Here is a 17,302-nt window from a genome sequence, read left to right as displayed (position 1 = left end):
TCTGGCGGTTGTAACACCCCACAACCATCATAGTTATCCCGGGCGGGAAAATTGCGGCCCCGGCGCTAGTACAAAGGGCGGCGGCCATAGGTTATCCACCGATCTGCCGCTGCAGCTCATCACCTGTTCTGAGCAGCTCGCTAAAGAAAGCGTCAACATCTTCTTTGACCGCCAGCGGATTGGTGATCAGAAGACGCAGCACCAGTTTTCCGTCAATATAGGCAATGCCGACGAGGCTCTTCCCCTGTTTGTAGAGTCTGCTTCTCAGTTCATAGTTGAAGTCATTGTTCCTGGACGCGGCCACCCTGTAGCGAAAGCAAATATTAAAAGAGGTCCGGGGCACCACAAGCTCAAGCCGGGGGTCATCGTGGACCACGGATTCAGCATACCTGCACAGCTCAAGATATTTTTCCACCCGATCCCCCAGCCCCCTGCGACCAAAGAACTTCCAGTCGAGAAACCATTTCAGGCTGTCCACCCGTCTTCCGCACTGCAGGGAGGTGACTCCGAGATCCTCAACCATATTCTCATCCTCGTCCCGGAAGAGGTAACTGCCGTCTCCGGCGCTCAGGGCGGTGCCAAACGCATTGTTCTTGTTATTGATCAGCAGGATATTACACATCAGGGCGGCCCCGAGCATTTTGTGAAAATCGCAGGTAAAAGAATCAGCCTGCTCAAGTCCGGCCAGAAATTTTTTCTTCAGCAAGGGACTCAACACCGCCGCACCGCCCCAGGCACCGTCAACGTGAAGCCAGAATCCATACTTGGAGCGAAGCTGTAGAACAGGCTCGATCGAATCGTATGCCCCCCGAACGGTCGTTCCGGCGGTTGCCGCCACAAAAAACGCCCGGTCTCCGGAAGAATGCACCTTTTCAAGCAATTGTTCCAGCTCTCGCAACTCCATCTCACCGCGGTCATTAAGCGGAACCTTTATCAGCTGGTCTGTTCCCAACCCCAGGATATTAGCCGCCTTGTCCATCGAGTAGTGCGCGTCGGAACCGACAAACCCGAAGATCTTCCGCTGTCCGAACAACCCTTCTCTTTTCACATCCCGCAGCGCATGGTTGCGAGCCACCATCATGGCGATCATATTGGCATTTGACGAGCCGGTGGTCATCTGTCCTTCGGCCCGTTCAAATCCTACAACCTCCGCCATCTGGTTAAACATATACTTTTCAAGCAGGGTCGATACCGGTGCCGATTCATAAGTGCAGGCGGAGGTATTGGTCACGGCGGCAACTATCTCCCCGACAACAGAAGGCAGGTTGGCACCGGTCCACATCCGGTTGACAAAGCCGGGGTGGCTGGTTTTCACCGAATAATCGAGGTATTTGCCGACCCAGTTGAAAATCTCGTCCCAATCCCCCTCCCGACCTGGTCCGTCAAGCTGCAAAATTTCCTTGAGTTCGGCAGGCTCATGGTATTCGACAAATTTACCCTTCCGATACCCCTGCCGATACCGCTCAATCATCTGTAAAAGATTTTCAAAGACACTTTCTTCGTTCATTGATCCTTCACTTTTTTCCCGCAAAAATTAACAATTATCGTTCCGGCGTCCGGCAGCCGAAAACCTGCTGCCCCCCTCCAGGCCGGGCCAGAACGGTTCATTCCGAAAAATTAATATGCCCAACATGTTCGGCCCAGACAGAAAACAGTATAGCCCAAGAGTCATATACTGCCTGAAATTTGATCCACCCTGCCAGGTGTCTTCTGTGCACCGCAGGCGTTGCTGAAAAGTCAGGAAAACCGAGCAAAAAACAGGGGTCAATAATACCACAACAAATCAGTTTGAGATATTAGAACTTTGATGTTGCCCAAAGCGATCGAGTGAAAAGGTAATATCGAAACGGCAACGGGATGGTAGGCAGAGTAGCGCCGGAGTCCTGCAATGTGGTACAAGTAGTTGTATTTTAACTATTTTTCTGTTAAAAGCCTTTATCATCTCCCACTTTTGCAGTAGAATGATTGTTGTCGTGAAACAGTAAAAAATACCTTTCATTCCAGATCACTCAACCGACAGTGAGGCAAATATGGCAAATTTTCTTTTTGTACTGCGATCCAACGATTTTGAAAAAGCAACCCGCTGTTTTCAATTTGCCAAGATTGCCCATTCCAAGGGCCACAGTGTCAACATTTTTCTCATCGACAGCGGCGTGGATTGGGCGATAAAAGGCAAGGACGGTTCCCACAAGACCACCACGGGCGATTGTGTCGCTGACTATCTTCCCTATCTCATCGAAAATGAAGTCCCCACAGGGGTGTGCACCCCTTGCGCAAAAAACAGGAACCTGGATGAGGCGGATTTCAACTCCAACATGGTGCTCGACGGCGGCCCTCATCTCATCGACATGGCCGCAGAGTCGAAAATATTCAATTTTTAGCTACATTAAACAAAAAAATCCGGGAGTATTGAACAATACTCCCGGATTCAAGGGCCGGACATCTGTACCAGCTGCTGTCTACACTTTTTTCAGTTCCCCCTTTTGCTCCCGAACCGCTCTGGCCTGAGCGACAAGGTATCCATTTAAAGCTTCCTGGAGGGTTCTCACCGCGAGATGAGCGCAATGCTCCTCTTGTTCAGGGAAATGACCGATATACGCCAGAACGTCACTTCCCTTCATATCCAATATTTCCCCAAAATCCTTCCCGGTTGCCAGTTCGGCAGCAAAGGAGCCGGCAATGGAACTGGAGCTGCAGCCGTCTGTTACATAACTGACGTCAACCACCCGTTCCCCTGCTATTTTGAGGTACATCTCCATAGTATCACCGCACTCACCCTTGAGTCTTGCATACCCATCGGCTTGTGCCATCGGACCGCAGAATCTTGGATTTCGCCAGCGGTCGAACCCTTTTTTTCCCAAAACGTTGCGAGCCTCCTGAAAAACCTCTCCCTGGATCCTTGAGACCAGGGCGTCAAGCTCATTTTCCTTCATTCCGCCTTCTCCTTGAAACAATCACCAACTGTTACCCTGATAAGACCTTACCAGTGTCCCTCGACATTAGCCCCCTGGCTGTACTGCACCTTGCCCTGCAGAAACTCTTGAACCGCCTGTTCAACCGTTCCCTGAATATCGCTGACGACCTTTATACCTGCCGCCTCAAGGGTTCTGAACGCGTTGGGGCCGCAATACCCGGTCAGCAGCACCTGGACCCCGGCATCGGCAATCATGGTGGCGGCCTGTATTCCAGCGCCTTTAAACGCACGGATATTGGCACTGTTGTCAAGGAGTTCACAGGACATCGTCTCGGTGTCCACCACCAGGATATGCGCTGCCCTGCCGAACCGAGGATCTATCGGTGAAGAGAGCTCGGTTCCTGTCGATGTAACTGCAACTTTCATGATTATTCCCCCTTGATCTGGTTAACACTATCCCTGGTGTGAACCGCCGCACACCTGGTCGTCGGCTATGACCGGCAGAAGTCCCGCTATCATATCTTCCACCACCGGTTTGATATCCCTTCGCTGTCCGTCATAATAGACGTCTATTCCCACCTGCCTGAATCCCATCAGTGGACGCATCCCTATTCCCCCGACAACAAGACTTCTGACATTGTTGTCGGCAAGCAACTTTACCGGCACCATGCAGCCGCCCTGGACGTGTTCCTTGTTCGGCAGTATCGAAACATCAACTATCTTTCCGTCTTCCACGTCGACCAGAGTAAAGACATCGCAATGGCCAAAATGTCCTGCCCGGAATCCTTCAAGTCCTCCGGCTCCTTCTGAAGGAATCGCTATACGTACCGTTGTCATATTTTTCTCCTTTTCTGTGTTATTATTGAATTACTTGTTTCAAATCCCTTATCCCGAGACTGTTCATTACCTGGGAGTCCATGATATTGCACCACACCGACCTAAGGGCTCCGGCAGCTTCTGATTCCGGTGAATGCTCAAAAATGTTCTTGCCTTCAATCATGGCCGCAACAAAAAGGGAATCAAAGGGAACCCGCCCCAATATCTGCATGTTTCTCGACCTTGCGTACCGCTCTATTTTTACGGTCATCGCTTCATTGAGGTCATACTTGTTGATACACACCATCCCGGGCACCTTGAAATGCGCGGCCAGATCCGCAACCCGCTCCATGTCATGAAGCCCGGACACCGTTGGCTCGACAATGATCACCACCGCAGTGGCTCCGCCGAGAGAGGCAATAACGGAGCAGCCAATACCCGGCGGGCCGTCGGTCAGGATCAAGTTACATCCTTTCTCTATTGCCAGCTGCCGCGCTTGCCTGCGGACAAGACTCACCAATTTACCCGAATTTTCCTCGGCAATCCCCAACCTGGCGTGAACCATCGGCCCGAACCTGGTATCGGAAACAAACCACTCTCCGCACTGCTGAACTGGAAACTCTATGGCCTGTTCCGGACACAAATCGACACAGACCCCGCAGCCTTCACATGCAAACCGGTCAATCTCATAGCTTTCACTTATTGCATCAAATCTGCACAATTCCCGGCATCGGCCGCATTCACAGCACATCTCTGGCCGAATTATGGCCAGGCTGCCACCCATAAACGGTGAACTCTGCTCCACCCGGGGGTTAAGCAGCAGATGAAGATCTGCGGCGTCGACATCGGCGTCACAGAACATACATTCCGGGGCAAGAGAAGCGAACGCACCAGTAATACTGGTTTTACCGGTTCCACCCTTGCCGCTCAAAATAACCAGTTCTCTCATATCAGCCGTGCTCCTTGTGCATAACAATCCGCATAATATCGCGATAAAGACCCTTGAACTTGTCCGCCCAGTCCGGATACCGCTCCACGATCGTCCGCCCCTGCGAATAGGACTGAGCAATTTCCCGGTCAAAAGGAATCTGCAGGAGTATTGGAATTTTTTTGTCCTCGGCGTACCGCCTCACCCGGTCATCGCCTATGTCCGCCCTGTTGACCACCAGCCCGGCATCAATGCCAAGCATCCCGACCGCCTCGACAGCCAATCGCAGATCATGGAGACCAAAAGGAGTGGGTTCGGTTACCATCAACACAAAATCACTGTTTTTCATGGCACTGATAACCGGACAGGAGGTACCCGGAGGGGCATCGATTATAGTGATTTCCGACTGATTTTCCCATTTCCGGACCTGCCTTATCAGCGGCGGAGCCATTGCCTCGCCAATCCTCAGACGGCCACTGTGAAAGTGCATTTTTCCGATCCTGCCGCTCTCTATAACCCCAAGGGATCGTGATCCAGCAGAGATTGCATTTTCCGGGCACACTTCCAGACACCCCTCGCAACCGTGACACAGTTCGGGAAAAACAAGCAGCTTCTTTCCAGCAGCCGCAAGTGCACTGAAACGGCAGATATCGGCACACTTTCGGCACAGCGAACAGCGTTCCTCATTAATTTCAGGAACAAACGTAGTTACAGGCTGCTCACCGGTCAGGGCCGGATTTAAAAACAGATGGGCATTCGGCTCCTCTACGTCACAATCGAGAAACGTCACGTCAACGTCAGGAGCAAGGGCAAGGGCAAGACTGGTGGCAACAGTAGTCTTGCCCGTGCCTCCTTTGCCACTTGCAACGCTTATTATCATTTACCATCTCCTCCATTTTCACATTGTCATCAGAACTTCTATCGATTCAAGCAACTCCAGAAGTTTTGCGGCATCCTGCGCGCCCGGCGCAAGCGGCAACTGCATCAGGACCCCCAGTCCTTCTGTCTGGTCATGGAATTTTTCGGCAGAATAACCGCTTACCATAACACAGGCGACCTGCGGATACCGGGCAACAAGGGATTTGACAAAACTCAAGCCGTCTGTGTCACCGAGCTGTTGAGCCACTGCCACGACCGCCACCTCTTTATTTTTTATCAGGTCAAAAAATTCCTTAGCTGCTGCGCAAAACAGCACGCGAACATCTCTATGACGCTCCAATTCTTCTCTAAAATCACCAAACAGCTCCGGTTCCCCGGCTGCCAGCACAACATTTTTCATCTCATCTCCCACAACTCTGCCGTTTAAGCTGAAATTAACCTGGCCGGCCGTACTCAATAAGACTACTGCCACGACCAGCCTGTCATTTCCCGCCTTCCAGATAAGCTATTCGCTCACCAAGGGCTTCAAGCCTTGCTTGTGTATCTTGATACAGCCTCTTCAGCTCTTCCAGATCTTCGGGACCATCTTTATCTTCTCTTTGGAAAATACGCGCCCGCTCCCGGACCATCCTTTTTTGTTGATTGCGGTTTTCACCATAATCTTCGTCTCGGTTTTGTCTCGATTTTTGACCACCCTTCATCCGGCCTGAACCAACCCCTTTTATCGGTAATTCCCCGGTTCTCCGGCACATTCCTCGCATCCTGCCCGACCCTTTTTGAGGATTATTTCTGTTAAAAATAGCCATTATAATTCCTCCTTAGAATTTAGTATTACCGGTAAAACCATGATCATTCGTATCTCAAAACAGCCAACCTGTTTTTCTGCTTACCGGTACAAAAGCAAGATCTTGTTCCGTTCAACTCTCACTGCCGCGGTCCCCCCTTAATTTGCCGCAACATCTTCCTGTTTCGCATCCCGGCATGATAAATCCGTCCAACTCCCCGCCTAAGGCCAACTGGATCAGCAAAGGCTCCACCTCTCCGGCAACAAAAGAGACCACCTCAATCCCGAGCGTTTCAATGCGCTTGAGCCACCGTCTGCAGATTGCCCCGCACACCAACACGTCAACGTTAACCTGACTCGACATCTCCAGGAACCAGTCGACGGGAGAACCCTGGACAATCTGCAGGCTTTCTTCGCGCACCACCCCTTCAGACAATTCAATAACCAGAAGACACCTTGAAGCATCAAACACCGGAGAGATCCTGCTTCCCCACACCGTAATTGCGACATTCATTGCCAGCCTCCCGTTGCACTTTCATTCTAGTGGAAGCAAAGGGTGTGCCAATGGGACGCAGACAAGTGAGCTTATAAATTTATAATTATTTTCAACGAATTAGAGACAAAGACAATTGATTTCCAAACAAGACAGTGTCGCATACAGTAGCGCCATTGCGACACTAAAAGACAGTAACAGGCGCATTCGTGCGCCCCTATATCAGGCCAAAAAACGAATAGAGACAGATCAGAGACGACGGCTGCGTCCATCGGTTGCGGGCAGGCTTATCTTGTATTTTTTTATTTTCCTAAAAAGCGTCGATTTGTGTATGCCCAGCTCTCTTGCAGCCGCCAGCCGGTTAAAATTATTCCTCTTTAAGGCAGCAAAGATGGCCTCTTTTTCCCCTTCGACCAAGGAGGCCTCCATGGTGGTGGCTACAAGAGCGGGCGTTGGGAAAGACACAGTCGGCTTCGACCCCAGTGACGCTGGAAGATGGGCCACATCTATTTCCGGTCCGCGGCAGAGTACAAAGCCGTGTTCAATTATATTTTCAAGCTCCCGGATATTACCCGGATAATCATGGTTGAGCAGCAGCGACATCGCAGCGGGGGTGACTCCTTCCACAGAGCGGTCATGCAACTGATTCATTTTGGCGATAAAACGTTCGGTCAACAATGGAATATCCTCTTTTCTTTCCCGGAGGGGCGGAAGTATAAACCGTATGACATTTATCCGGTAAAAGAGATCTTTGCGAAACGTTCCCTGCTCCACCATCCGTTCCAGGTCACTGTTAGTGGCGGCTATGATCCTGGCATCGGTGTTGAATTTTTCAACACTGCCCAGCGGCTGGTACTCTTTTTCCTCCAGCAACCTCAAAAGCCGTACCTGAAAGGCGCTGCTGGTATCGCCGATCTCATCAAGCAAAATGGTGCCGGATGTCGCCGCAGAAAAAAGCCCCTGCTTGTCTTTATCCGCTCCGGTAAAAGCACCCGCCTTGTAGCCGAACAGTTCCGATTCCAGGAGGGTGTCCGGCAACGCCCCGCAGTTTATGGCCATAAACGGGCCTTTTTTTCTCTTTGACAGACGATGCAGGGCCAGCGACATAAATTCCTTGCCGGTTCCGGTTTCCCCTTCCAACAGCACGGTACTGTCACTTTCGGCAACCTGGGGAAGAATTGCAAAAAGTTTTTTCATGATCGGGCTGCGGCTCACCATCCGGGAAATCTCAAAACTGCCGCTCAATTCCCGGCGCAGTTCTTCCACCAGGGTACGATCCCTAAACGTTTCGACACCCCCCAGGATTTCGCCGCTCTGATCTTTTAACACGGACGTGGACACGCCGATGGGAACTTTTTGCTGCTTGCTGTTTATAATATAGGTTGAACTGGAGACAAAAGACTTTCCTTCCTTCATCGTCCGCTTCAGGGCACAGTCGCCTTCACACATATTTGACCGGAAAACTTCCCAGCAGAAGCGCCCTATGGCTTTTTTCCGCGGAGTTCCCGTAATTTCTTCAGCCGCCCTGTTGAAACTGGTGATCCGCCAATTATGGTCGACGGTAAAAACACCATCTGAAATGGACTCAAGGATGATTTCATTAACCTCATCCGGCAACATCTTTTTATCGCTCATTCGATTTGCTCTTCGCTATTGCCTCAACCACGTAGGGATAAATATTTTCGGTTATTTTCGTATATCCCATGTTGTTTGGATGGATTCCGTCAGCAATGTTCAACTCGGGGTTCATGGCCACCCCCTGAAGGAAAAATGGCATAAAAACCAGGCCGAAATCGTTGGCAATCCTGGGATAGATGGCGTCGAACTCTGAAACATAGCTGCTCCCCAGATTGGTCACCATTTTCATTCCAGCAAGCAGGACAACAACATCGTTGCGGTGCAGGATCTCAATTATCTGGCGGATATTCCCTTCGACAAGCTCTGTTTTTATCCCCCTGAACCCGTCGTTGGCCCCGGTCTCCAGGATGACAATGTCGGGGGCAAGCGACATGATAACCCACTTGATCCGAGCCAGGGTGCCGCTACTGGTTTCACCGCTGACCCCGGCGTTGATGACCCGGCAGTCAAAGCCGGCCCGGTGCAGTCTTTGCTCCAGCAGATAGGGATAGCTATCGGCCTCGGCCACCCCGTACCCCGCAGTCAAACTGTCGCCTAATGCCACAATTCGCGTTATGGCTCCGGACGCCTCCGACTTTTCCGCCAGCAGCACTTTAACAAACCCGCCCTGCTGTTGTGCACCACCCACCTGTACCATGCCGACCATTATAAGCATAATCACATTAAAAATTCTCACCATAACATACCCGCAGAAAAAATCTCATCAGAATGAATTGCGCAGAAAACGCGCCGGCTTTTCCCGTATCACCGACCTTAATGTTGCGGTTCCCACACCCAATACCAGGAGCACAAGAAAGAGCAGCGCGACTGCCGACCGTTCCCAGCAGCTGCTGTAACTGATATCGAGCATGAAATAACAGATCGAAAAACTCGCCGCCTGAGCCACCAGGATTCCACAGCAGCCGCTGCCAAGGGCCAGGATCAGGTTTTCAAGGATAAAGACCTTGCTGACAAACAGAGAATCGCCGCCCAAGACCTTATAATAAACCGCTTCCCGTACCCTTGCCATCCTGGTCGCCAGATAGGAACTGACCAGGATAAGGCTGCCGGCCCCGATCGAGAAAATAGCGAAGAAATCGATAATCCGGACCATTTTTTCTATAATATTGCCAAGTTCAGACGCGGTCTCGCTGACATTCACGGTGATAACATTGGGCAGAGCGTTGACGATGCGGTTCTCAACCTGTCCGATGGTGTCAACCGGCAGGGAAAGCGCCGCAAAAAATGTCTGGGGTGCCTCCTCAAGCTGTTTTTTCTCAAAGACAAAATAGAAAAAAGGATAAAGCATCGATGCGTTGCGGCTCCGTATGGAACTGATCTTTGCCTTGAGCCGAACGCCCTGGACATTAAAGGTCAGGACGTCTCCGGTTTTCATATTCCCCATTGTCGCCACCCTATCGAGTACAGAGACCTGGGCAAGGGGCGAAGAATCCGGCGCTGTCGCTTTATAAAACAACGTTTTTCCTGAAACAAGGATCTCGTCTTGCAGTAGTTTTTCTCTGTAGGTCAGGTTGAATTCGCGCGACAACCTGTCTCCTTTTCTCTTGCGCTCCTCAGACAAATCCACCTCAACACCGTTTATCGCCAGCAGACGGGCGCGGACAACGGGAAAAAGTTCCACCCTTGCACCGATAAGCTCACGAAATTGGCTGCGCTGGTTTTTCTGGATATCGAGACAGAAAAGATTTGGCGAACCGGGAGGATACGAGCTGATATAGGTGTCGTGCATATTTCGCTCGACCAGTTCGATGGTCAACAGCACCGCCAGCGACGCGCCGAAAGCTACCATGATCGTTCTGGTGGAACCGCCGGGCCGGTTCAGGCTTCTGACTGCCTGGCGGTAGGACAGCGGCAGCCGGTGCCCCGCCGGCAGCAGCTTCATCACGATGGTCACCAGAAGCGACATTACGATGATAAGGCATGCCGCTCCAGTCAGGAAATAGAGCCCGGTCTTGAAATCATCCAGCTGCCGCACAAGCGATCCCAGAACCACAGCCGCCCCGCACAGCAGCACCAGAAACGTCTTGTATTTGTTTATAGGGACTCTGCGCTCATGCCTGAAAAGAGTAGCTGGGCGAACGTCAACAACAGCGCGCAGCGGCCCGTAGGTAAACAGTGCCGCCACCAGAAGTCCCAACCAGACGCCCTCGACAATATCCGACAGTGCCATCCGCATACTCAGATTATCCGGCAGCAATCCGGAAAACATGACCGGCAGAACCTGTTTGACCGACAGGGCCAGAACAATTCCGAGCAGGCAGCCGGCAACTGTTAAAAACAGCGTGAACACGAGATAGTGACCGACAACAAATCCGGTGGACGCCCCCATGGAGCGGATCATGGCAAAGGTGTTTTTCTTGCGGCTGAAAAGTGCATTAAGCCCTCTTTCCACACCTATACCGGCAAGCAGCAGGGTAAAGACGGATATAAGCGAGAGAAAAAACAGCAGGTTATCGAGAAACCGTTTCATCCTGGACTGCGCAGTCAGGTAGGTGTCCACTTGTTCCCCACCCTGCTTCGCAGCTTTTTCAAGACTTGTGACCAGCTGTTCGAACCTGCCCTTATCCTGCAGCCGACCGCCGGACAGTTTCAGCAACATCTGATGGTGAACGCGGCTTCCCAGGCCGACCAGTCCCAACCGTTCAAGTTCCGTGGCGGAAACGAAGATACGGGGGGCGAAATTAAAAAACGAAAGCGGTCTCGCCGATTCCCTCTCCACCAGATCGACGACACCAAAGTCACCATTGCCCACGAGAACCCGATCCCCAACCTGTCCCCCCAGCCGCTTGAGAAGACTCTCCTGGACAACCGCGCTGCCGGGTTTCAACCGGGAGCCCATCGGTTTTCTTGAGATAAGCTTCACCTCGCCGTAGAGAGGGTAGTTGGGCTCTACCGCCATCAGGCTGGCAAGAACGGAGGCTCCGCCGTCGGCCCGGCGAACCACGGTGTTAAGTTCCCAGCTCCTGGTTGCCTCGATCCCCGGCTCTTTTGCCAGCTGCGCCAGCTGTTTTGTCAGCTCCGGAGAAAAAGAACGGTGGGACCGGACCCTGATATCACCGCCGAGCAGATTTTTTGCATCACTGAGTAGCGAAGTGTCGATATCACGCCTGAAACTGTCAATCGCAACAATGGTTACCAGGGAGAGAGCTACACAAAGGATATATACTGCCGCCTGACCGCGGCTGTTGATAATTTCGCGATAGATATACCGCAAATGCATCACCGCCCCCCCCCGTCGACAATCCGGCCGTCGTGCAGCCGGATAACCCTGCCGGCTTTATCCGCTAGGGAGTGGCTGTGGGTCGCCACCACCAGGGTAGTCTTCCTGTCACGGTGCAGCTCATCAAGCAGTTTGATCACAGCAGCAGAGTTATCCGAGTCGAGATTTCCGGTCGGTTCATCGGCGTAGATTATTGCCGGATTATTTATCAGCGCCCGGCAGATCGCCACCCGCTGCTGCTCCCCCCCCGACAGCTGGAAGGGAAAATTGACAGCCCGTTGAGAGAGTCCCACCCGCTCAAGCAGTTTCATCGCTTTATCACGGGCGTTGCCATCTTTTTTCAACTCTGCCGGGAACATGATATTTTCCAGGGCGTTTAAAGACGGTATAAGATGAAAAGCCTGAAAGACGAATCCGATTTTCCGGTTGCGGATGGGGGCGAGCTGATCCTCGGACAGGATGCCGATATTTTGTCCCTGAAAAACGACAGAGCCCCCGGTTGGCTGTTCCAGGCCTGAAAGGATAGACAAAAGTGTCGATTTCCCACTACCGCTTTTTCCGGCGATAACGACAAACTCTCCTGACAAGACGCTGAGGTTCAGGTTTTTCAGCACCTGAACTTTCCGGTCTGCCTGGACAAACTCTTTGGAAAGATTTTCTACCCGAAGGATATAATCGTCCATGGCTTCTCATTTATTGCAGGTGACGGATAGCTGGACCTGAACTTTCCAACAATTCAGGTAAGGACACTCCTCTATAGTAACCACTCCCTGGAAAAGATCGACACCTGTTTTCCAGGGCCCAATCCATTATACGATCTTGTCCCATGTCCGCAGCAAAACCGAGAAAAAATATACTGCAGATGAAATATATTGCTTTTCAGGCGAAAAATAATGAATTGCGGGCAAGGTCGCAAAGGATAAAAAGTATGAGGTGTTGTCAATAATGGAAAGTAAAAACAGTACCGCCGGCATTAACAGCTGCCGGCGGTTCATTAAACCGACACTTGAGTGTAACATCGACCAGTACCGATTTAAATCAAACGCACCGGAACCAACAGCACGATTGTGGTATCGACATTTACTCTTCAGGAGTTGGATCAGTTCCGGTCCTTTATTTGAATAGACAGAGAACTAATCTTCTATAAGGAAGGTATCCATAGATTCGCCTTCCTCCAGGCGAGCTTTAAATATGTTAGGCATACGCCCTTGACCGGTCCATGTTATTCTCTCCCCGGATTCATTCCAGATCTCATACTTGGGCTTTCGCGGGGTACGCTTTCTGATATTGCCCGCTTCCGCCTCCTGCAGCTCGCTCAGACCGATCCCGTCAGCCTCCAGCATTTCTTTATATTTATTGATTTTGGCAATTCTTTCGGCGTTTTTCTTTTCTTCTTCCGCCTCCTCTTCAAGACGGTCCTCCATTATTTTATCAAGCTTATTTTTAATCTCTTCAAGCTGCTCAATACCTAAATCTTTCACGGCACTTTTAAACCGACGAGCATGGGTGATTATTCTTATAAATTCACTCATTATAATTTGCTCCCTTTCTTTTAAGTGTTAATAAAATAACAGTCATTACTTTTATATTAGTCAAAAAATTCCGGATGTCTATATTTTTTTTGTTTAAAAAATTTACCAAAAATTGACTTGTCCCTTTCTACGCCTAAAAACTCTGATCAAAATGGTGCAAAAAAATAAATGACACTTTATTTTACAACTTGTTGGCAGTTGAAAATTGATTTTATCCAGGTATAAAAAACGAAAAAAATAATCCAGACACCTAGGCTTGATAGTCACTTTAAAGATCTTCCCCGACCACAATCATGGAATATAGCGAGGGGCGGACAACAAAATATCTCCCTTAAGAAGTACGGCCCTATCTCCGTGTCCGGCTAATCACCACTGTTTTTTCCAGTGACATTCTCAGCACCGCAAATTACTATCTTGTCTATAAAGACTTAAAATGCAGGGAAGATACTTTGAAGAACAGACCTTCTATTAAAATACCGTTTACTCAACCCCACCGGATAACGTTCAGCGAGATAAAGGCACTGCTCTTTCCGACCTTCAGGAAACACCGCCGGCGCCTGGTGATCGGCTTCACTGCGCTCATCGTGGTCGATTTCTTCCAACTGACCATACCCCGGATCATCAAGCACGGAGTCGACGGCCTTGCAACCGGGACTGTTTCCTCGGCCGGTCTGCTGCGCCTGGGCGTGTTCATCCTTTTCATTGCTGCCTGTGTCGTGGGTTTGCGGTTCTTGTGGCGCTATCTCATTATCGGTTTTTCCAGGATGCTTGAAAGGGCCGTGAGAAACCGTATCTTCTCCCATATCACCGGAATGGATGCGCCTTTTTTCGAACAGCGCACCACTGGTGAACTGATGGCCCACCAGAGCAATGACTTGGCTGCGGTACAGATGGCGTGCGGAATGGGAATGGTTGCTGCAGTCGACGCCCTGGTCATGTCGATTACGGCAATAGGATTCATGATCGCCATAAATCCGCTGCTGACCTTTTTCGCTCTGCTGCCCATGCCGGCGCTGGCGCTGGCCACCAGGATTCTCTCCGGCAAGCTGCATGGGCGTTTTGCAACCGTGCAGCAACAATTTTCCGAACTCACCGAATTTTCCCGCTCTACCCTGATTTCCATTGGCTTGATTAAAGCGTACACCATGGAGAATTTCCAGACGTCGGTGTTTGGCACCCTGGGCCGTAAATATGTCAAAAGCAACCTCAGGGTGGCGCGAATACAGGGATTAATATCTCCGCTGGCGACTCTGGTCGGCAGTATCGGGATGCTTGCCGTACTCTATTTCGGGGGCCGGCTGGTGGTGCAAGAGGTCATCAGCATCGGGGAGTTTGTCGCTTTTATCTCATACCTTTACATGCTTATCTGGCCGATGATGGCCATAGGGTGGGTAGCCAACCTGGTGCAGCGGGGCCTCACTTCTCTGAGCCGGATCAACAACCTGATCACCAGCAGGCCGACCCTTCCCGATCCGGAACTCCCCGAGGGAATCGAGCCTTTTTCCCGGCCCGGTTTTGCCATGAAGAATCTGCATTTTTCCTACTCTCTGGCCACCGCTCCGGCTCTTTCCGGAGTAACTCTCACGCTTTCTCCGGGAATCCACGGGGTCACCGGACGGACCGGATCGGGCAAATCGACTCTTTGTAAGATTCTCACCCGCCTCTATCCGGTGGAGAACAACACCCTCTTTTTTGGCGGCAGCGATGTCAACGGGCTGCCCCTGGAATTCATGCGGTCACATATCGCCTACGTGAGCCAGGAACCGATACTTTTCTCCGACACCATAGCCGGCAACCTGGCCTTTGGCCGTCCGGAAGCGTCCAGAAAGGAGATAGAAAGAGCGGCCGAGAGCGCGGCGGTACACAAAGATATCATGCAACTGCCCCATGGCTACGAAACCGTTATCGGAGAGCGCGGGGTTAAACTGTCAGGAGGGCAGAAGCAGAGGCTGGCACTTGCCAGGGCACTGCTGTGCGACCGGCCGGTCCTGATACTCGATGATGGTCTGTCGGCGGTCGACGTTGCCACGGAACACAAGATTTTCCAAAACCTCAAACGTCATTTTTCCGGCAAGACCGTGATCATCGTATCCAACCGCATCAAACTGCTGTCAATGACTGACAGGATTATAATTCTTGCCGAGGGAAAAATAGAAACAGAAGGAGACCATGAAAAACTCCTCGATACCAACACCCTGTACCAGTCCATGTATGTCAAGCAGATGAAGGGGGAAGAGCTTCGCGGGGGTGATGACGCATGAGGAATTACGGATACAGCGAGGAAGGAGACCAGAGTTCGATAGGTGACTGGCATCTCTGGCAGAAAGTGCTGCGATTCACGGCCGCCTACAAATTCACCCTGGCCCTGGCAATACTCATATCGCTGGTTATCACCGCCGGAACCCTGACCCTGCCCTATCTTGTTCAGGTCGCAATCGACACCTGCATCGTTGCCCCGGACGTTGCTTCCCAGGTGCGCTTTTCCGGCCTGACCAAAATCTCCATCCTCTACGGTATACTCATTATCGGTGTCTTTTTTTCCCACTTTTTCCAGGTGCAACTACTGGAATGGATCGGTCAGTCGGTTATGCACAATGTCCGCCAGCGGCTGTTTAGCCACCTGCTCCATCTCGATCTCGCATTCTTCAACACCAACGCGACCGGCAGACTGGTCACCCGCCTCACCAACGACATCCAGAACATGAACGAAATGTTCACCTCGGTTATAATTACCCTGTTCAACGATCTTCTGCGCATCGTCGGTATTCTGGTCCTGCTGTTCTGGATGAACAGCAGCCTGGCCCTGCTCATGTCCATCTTCATCCCCCTGGCACTGATCATTACCGTGCTGTTTGCGCGGCTGGCCCGGGAAAAATTTCGGGCCATACGCAGTCAGCTGGCAAAGATTAACAGTTTCCTTGCCGAAATGCTGTCTGGAATGGCAATTTTGCAGCTGTTCGGCCAACAGCAAAGAGCTGAGACGAATTTTTTCGACCTCAGTCGGGAATATCTCAACAGAACCCTTGCCCAGATAAAACTGTTCGGCATCTTTATGCCGTTATCCGAACTCATGAGTTCGACGGCTATAGCGTTTATTCTGTGGTACGGAGGAAATGAGATTCTCAGGGACCGCCTTACCCTTGGAGAGCTGGTGGCGTTCATCTCCTATATGAGGCTTTTCTTTCAGCCGCTACGGGAACTTTCCCAGAAATACTCCGTGGTCCAGTCGGCGATGGCTTCAGCCGAACGGATCTTCCAGCTGCTCGAGATAAAAAGCACGATCGTTGAGCCACCCTCCCCGGTTATTCTCCCAAAAAAGACAAGCGCGGGCCTCACCTTCACCAACATACGGTTCAGTTACAATCACGACGATATCGTTTTAGACGACGTATCGCTTACCCTCTGTCCGGGACAGACGGTTGCCCTTGTCGGCACAACGGGGTCGGGTAAAACCACCCTGGTCAACCTGCTGCTGAGATTTTACGAGCCGCAACAGGGGAAAATAGAGATCGACGGAATAGACATCCGTAACATTGCCCTGCAAAATCTCCGCTCAATCGTCGGCGTCATCCTCCAGGATGTGCTGATCCTCCAGGATACGCTTCTGGCCAATATTGTGATGGAAACAGACGTCGGCCGCGACAAGGTCGAGCGGATACTGATGCAGACGGGAATGGACCGGTTTGTCAACAAGCTCCCCGCAGGGCTCGACACCCAGATAGGAGAAGGAGGAGTGGAGCTGTCGACCGGTGAAAAGCAGCTCCTCGCTTTTGCCCGGGTCCTGTGCCGGGACCCGGCCATACTCGTTCTCGATGAAGCCACGGCCGCCATCGACACCGAATCGGAAAACATTCTAGAACAGGCAATCGGTGACAGTTTCAGGAACAGGACATCCCTGGTGATCGCCCACCGGCTGTCGACCATCAGAAGAGCCGACCATATCGTTGTCATGTCCCGGGGGAAAATAGTGGAACAGGGAAGTCACGACGAACTGCTGGCAAGAGATGGATACTACGCATCGCTGATCGCCATGGACCACCAGCAGGCCATCGACACCGGCGACAGCAGGCCGTACCCGGCGACCCGCTGACGGCAGAG

At 51.5% G+C, this 17,302-nt stretch carries 17 protein-coding genes; 3 read left to right on the top strand and 14 right to left on the bottom strand.

Annotated elements, in window-relative coordinates:
- Positions 1 to 91: 91 nt before the first annotated feature.
- A complete protein-coding gene (locus BLQ17_RS04630) occupies positions 92 to 1,507 on the bottom strand; it encodes a pyridoxal phosphate-dependent decarboxylase family protein (protein ID WP_092220275.1) in 1,416 nt (471 codons plus the stop codon).
- Between the two features lie 523 nt (positions 1,508 to 2,030).
- Between BLQ17_RS04630 and BLQ17_RS04625 the strand changes: the two genes are divergently transcribed.
- Positions 2,031 to 2,381 carry a DsrE family protein gene (locus BLQ17_RS04625; RefSeq protein WP_092220273.1) on the top strand — a complete coding sequence of 117 codons (351 nt, stop codon included), beginning with the start codon at positions 2,031 to 2,033 and terminating at the stop codon, positions 2,379 to 2,381.
- 78 nt (positions 2,382 to 2,459) lie between these two features.
- Here BLQ17_RS04625 and BLQ17_RS04620 read toward each other — a convergent pair whose 3' ends face one another.
- From BLQ17_RS04620 to BLQ17_RS04555, 13 genes are all read right to left on the bottom strand, one after another.
- Positions 2,460 to 2,933 carry an iron-sulfur cluster assembly scaffold protein gene (locus tag BLQ17_RS04620; RefSeq protein WP_092220270.1) on the bottom strand — a complete coding sequence of 158 codons (474 nt, stop codon included), beginning with the start codon at positions 2,931 to 2,933 and terminating at the stop codon, positions 2,460 to 2,462.
- A gap of 47 nt (positions 2,934 to 2,980) precedes the next feature.
- Entirely contained in the window at positions 2,981 to 3,340 is a 360-nt protein-coding gene (locus BLQ17_RS04615; protein ID WP_092220268.1) for a NifB/NifX family molybdenum-iron cluster-binding protein, read from the bottom strand.
- 27 nt (positions 3,341 to 3,367) lie between these two features.
- The gene (locus BLQ17_RS04610) at positions 3,368 to 3,751 is read right to left on the bottom strand and encodes a NifB/NifX family molybdenum-iron cluster-binding protein (protein WP_092220266.1); all 384 of its coding nucleotides are present in this window, start codon (positions 3,749 to 3,751) and stop codon (positions 3,368 to 3,370) included.
- Positions 3,752 to 3,773: 22 nt separating this feature from the next.
- A complete protein-coding gene (locus BLQ17_RS04605) occupies positions 3,774 to 4,679 on the bottom strand; it encodes an ATP-binding protein (RefSeq protein WP_092220264.1) in 906 nt (301 codons plus the stop codon).
- Between the two features lies 1 nt (position 4,680).
- Positions 4,681 to 5,538: a P-loop NTPase gene (locus BLQ17_RS04600; protein ID WP_092220262.1), complete on the bottom strand. Its 858-nt coding sequence runs from the start codon at positions 5,536 to 5,538 to the stop codon at positions 4,681 to 4,683.
- An 18-nt stretch (positions 5,539 to 5,556) separates the two neighbouring features.
- A complete protein-coding gene (locus BLQ17_RS04595; protein ID WP_143005435.1) occupies positions 5,557 to 5,937 on the bottom strand; it encodes a response regulator in 381 nt (126 codons plus the stop codon).
- Positions 5,938 to 6,019: 82 nt separating this feature from the next.
- Positions 6,020 to 6,343, bottom strand: coding sequence for a hypothetical protein (locus BLQ17_RS04590; protein ID WP_092220258.1), 324 nt, complete (start codon positions 6,341 to 6,343; stop codon positions 6,020 to 6,022).
- A 111-nt stretch (positions 6,344 to 6,454) separates the two neighbouring features.
- Positions 6,455 to 6,835, bottom strand: coding sequence for a NifB/NifX family molybdenum-iron cluster-binding protein (locus BLQ17_RS04585; RefSeq protein ID WP_092220256.1), 381 nt, complete (start codon positions 6,833 to 6,835; stop codon positions 6,455 to 6,457).
- Between the two features lie 228 nt (positions 6,836 to 7,063).
- Positions 7,064 to 8,449: a sigma-54 interaction domain-containing protein gene (locus tag BLQ17_RS04580; protein ID WP_092220254.1), complete on the bottom strand. Its 1,386-nt coding sequence runs from the start codon at positions 8,447 to 8,449 to the stop codon at positions 7,064 to 7,066.
- Positions 8,439 to 9,131, bottom strand: a complete 693-nt coding sequence (locus tag BLQ17_RS04575) for an arylesterase (RefSeq protein WP_092220252.1) — start codon at positions 9,129 to 9,131, stop codon at positions 8,439 to 8,441. Before BLQ17_RS04575 ends, BLQ17_RS04580 begins: the two co-directional genes overlap by 11 nt.
- Before the next feature lie 24 nt (positions 9,132 to 9,155).
- The gene (locus BLQ17_RS04570; protein WP_092220250.1) at positions 9,156 to 11,672 is read right to left on the bottom strand and encodes an ABC transporter permease; all 2,517 of its coding nucleotides are present in this window, start codon (positions 11,670 to 11,672) and stop codon (positions 9,156 to 9,158) included.
- A complete protein-coding gene (locus BLQ17_RS04565) occupies positions 11,672 to 12,355 on the bottom strand; it encodes an ABC transporter ATP-binding protein (protein ID WP_092220248.1) in 684 nt (227 codons plus the stop codon). The genes BLQ17_RS04570 and BLQ17_RS04565 overlap by 1 nt, the downstream gene beginning before the upstream one ends.
- Positions 12,356 to 12,805: 450 nt before the next feature.
- Positions 12,806 to 13,204, bottom strand: coding sequence for an H-NS histone family protein (locus BLQ17_RS04555; RefSeq protein WP_092220244.1), 399 nt, complete (start codon positions 13,202 to 13,204; stop codon positions 12,806 to 12,808).
- Between the two features lie 449 nt (positions 13,205 to 13,653).
- Between BLQ17_RS04555 and BLQ17_RS04550 the strand changes: the two genes are divergently transcribed.
- Together BLQ17_RS04550 and BLQ17_RS04545 are read left to right on the top strand one after the other, a co-directional pair.
- Positions 13,654 to 15,465, top strand: a complete 1,812-nt coding sequence (locus BLQ17_RS04550; protein WP_245694992.1) for an ABC transporter ATP-binding protein — start codon at positions 13,654 to 13,656, stop codon at positions 15,463 to 15,465.
- Positions 15,462 to 17,294 carry an ABC transporter ATP-binding protein gene (locus tag BLQ17_RS04545; RefSeq protein ID WP_092220241.1) on the top strand — a complete coding sequence of 611 codons (1,833 nt, stop codon included), beginning with the start codon at positions 15,462 to 15,464 and terminating at the stop codon, positions 17,292 to 17,294. Before BLQ17_RS04550 ends, BLQ17_RS04545 begins: the two co-directional genes overlap by 4 nt.
- Positions 17,295 to 17,302 lie beyond the last annotated feature (8 nt).

The sequence above is a fragment of the Desulforhopalus singaporensis genome (genome assembly GCF_900104445.1).
GTDB lineage: Bacteria > Desulfobacterota > Desulfobulbia > Desulfobulbales > Desulfocapsaceae > Desulforhopalus_A > Desulforhopalus_A singaporensis.
Note: the sequence above shows the minus strand (reverse complement) of the source record. Positions and strands in the feature narration are given on the sequence as shown.

Coding starts and splice junctions, on each gene's coding strand:
- BLQ17_RS04575 (WP_092220252.1), bottom strand. CDS start 9,131: ATGGTGAGAATTTTTAATGTGATTATGCTTATAATGGTCGGCATGGTA.
- BLQ17_RS04565 (WP_092220248.1), bottom strand. CDS start 12,355: ATGGACGATTATATCCTTCGGGTAGAAAATCTTTCCAAAGAGTTTGTC.
- BLQ17_RS04620 (WP_092220270.1), bottom strand. CDS start 2,933: ATGAAGGAAAATGAGCTTGACGCCCTGGTCTCAAGGATCCAGGGAGAG.
- BLQ17_RS04605 (WP_092220264.1), bottom strand. CDS start 4,679: ATGAGAGAACTGGTTATTTTGAGCGGCAAGGGTGGAACCGGTAAAACC.
- BLQ17_RS04545 (WP_092220241.1), top strand. CDS start 15,462: ATGAGGAATTACGGATACAGCGAGGAAGGAGACCAGAGTTCGATAGGT.
- BLQ17_RS04580 (WP_092220254.1), bottom strand. CDS start 8,449: ATGAGCGATAAAAAGATGTTGCCGGATGAGGTTAATGAAATCATCCTT.
- BLQ17_RS04615 (WP_092220268.1), bottom strand. CDS start 3,340: ATGAAAGTTGCAGTTACATCGACAGGAACCGAGCTCTCTTCACCGATA.
- BLQ17_RS04590 (WP_092220258.1), bottom strand. CDS start 6,343: ATGGCTATTTTTAACAGAAATAATCCTCAAAAAGGGTCGGGCAGGATG.
- BLQ17_RS04600 (WP_092220262.1), bottom strand. CDS start 5,538: ATGATAATAAGCGTTGCAAGTGGCAAAGGAGGCACGGGCAAGACTACT.
- BLQ17_RS04610 (WP_092220266.1), bottom strand. CDS start 3,751: ATGACAACGGTACGTATAGCGATTCCTTCAGAAGGAGCCGGAGGACTT.
- BLQ17_RS04570 (WP_092220250.1), bottom strand. CDS start 11,672: ATGCATTTGCGGTATATCTATCGCGAAATTATCAACAGCCGCGGTCAG.
- BLQ17_RS04595 (WP_143005435.1), bottom strand. CDS start 5,937: ATGAAAAATGTTGTGCTGGCAGCCGGGGAACCGGAGCTGTTTGGTGAT.
- BLQ17_RS04630 (WP_092220275.1), bottom strand. CDS start 1,507: ATGAACGAAGAAAGTGTCTTTGAAAATCTTTTACAGATGATTGAGCGG.
- BLQ17_RS04555 (WP_092220244.1), bottom strand. CDS start 13,204: ATGAGTGAATTTATAAGAATAATCACCCATGCTCGTCGGTTTAAAAGT.
- BLQ17_RS04625 (WP_092220273.1), top strand. CDS start 2,031: ATGGCAAATTTTCTTTTTGTACTGCGATCCAACGATTTTGAAAAAGCA.
- BLQ17_RS04585 (WP_092220256.1), bottom strand. CDS start 6,835: ATGAATGTCGCAATTACGGTGTGGGGAAGCAGGATCTCTCCGGTGTTT.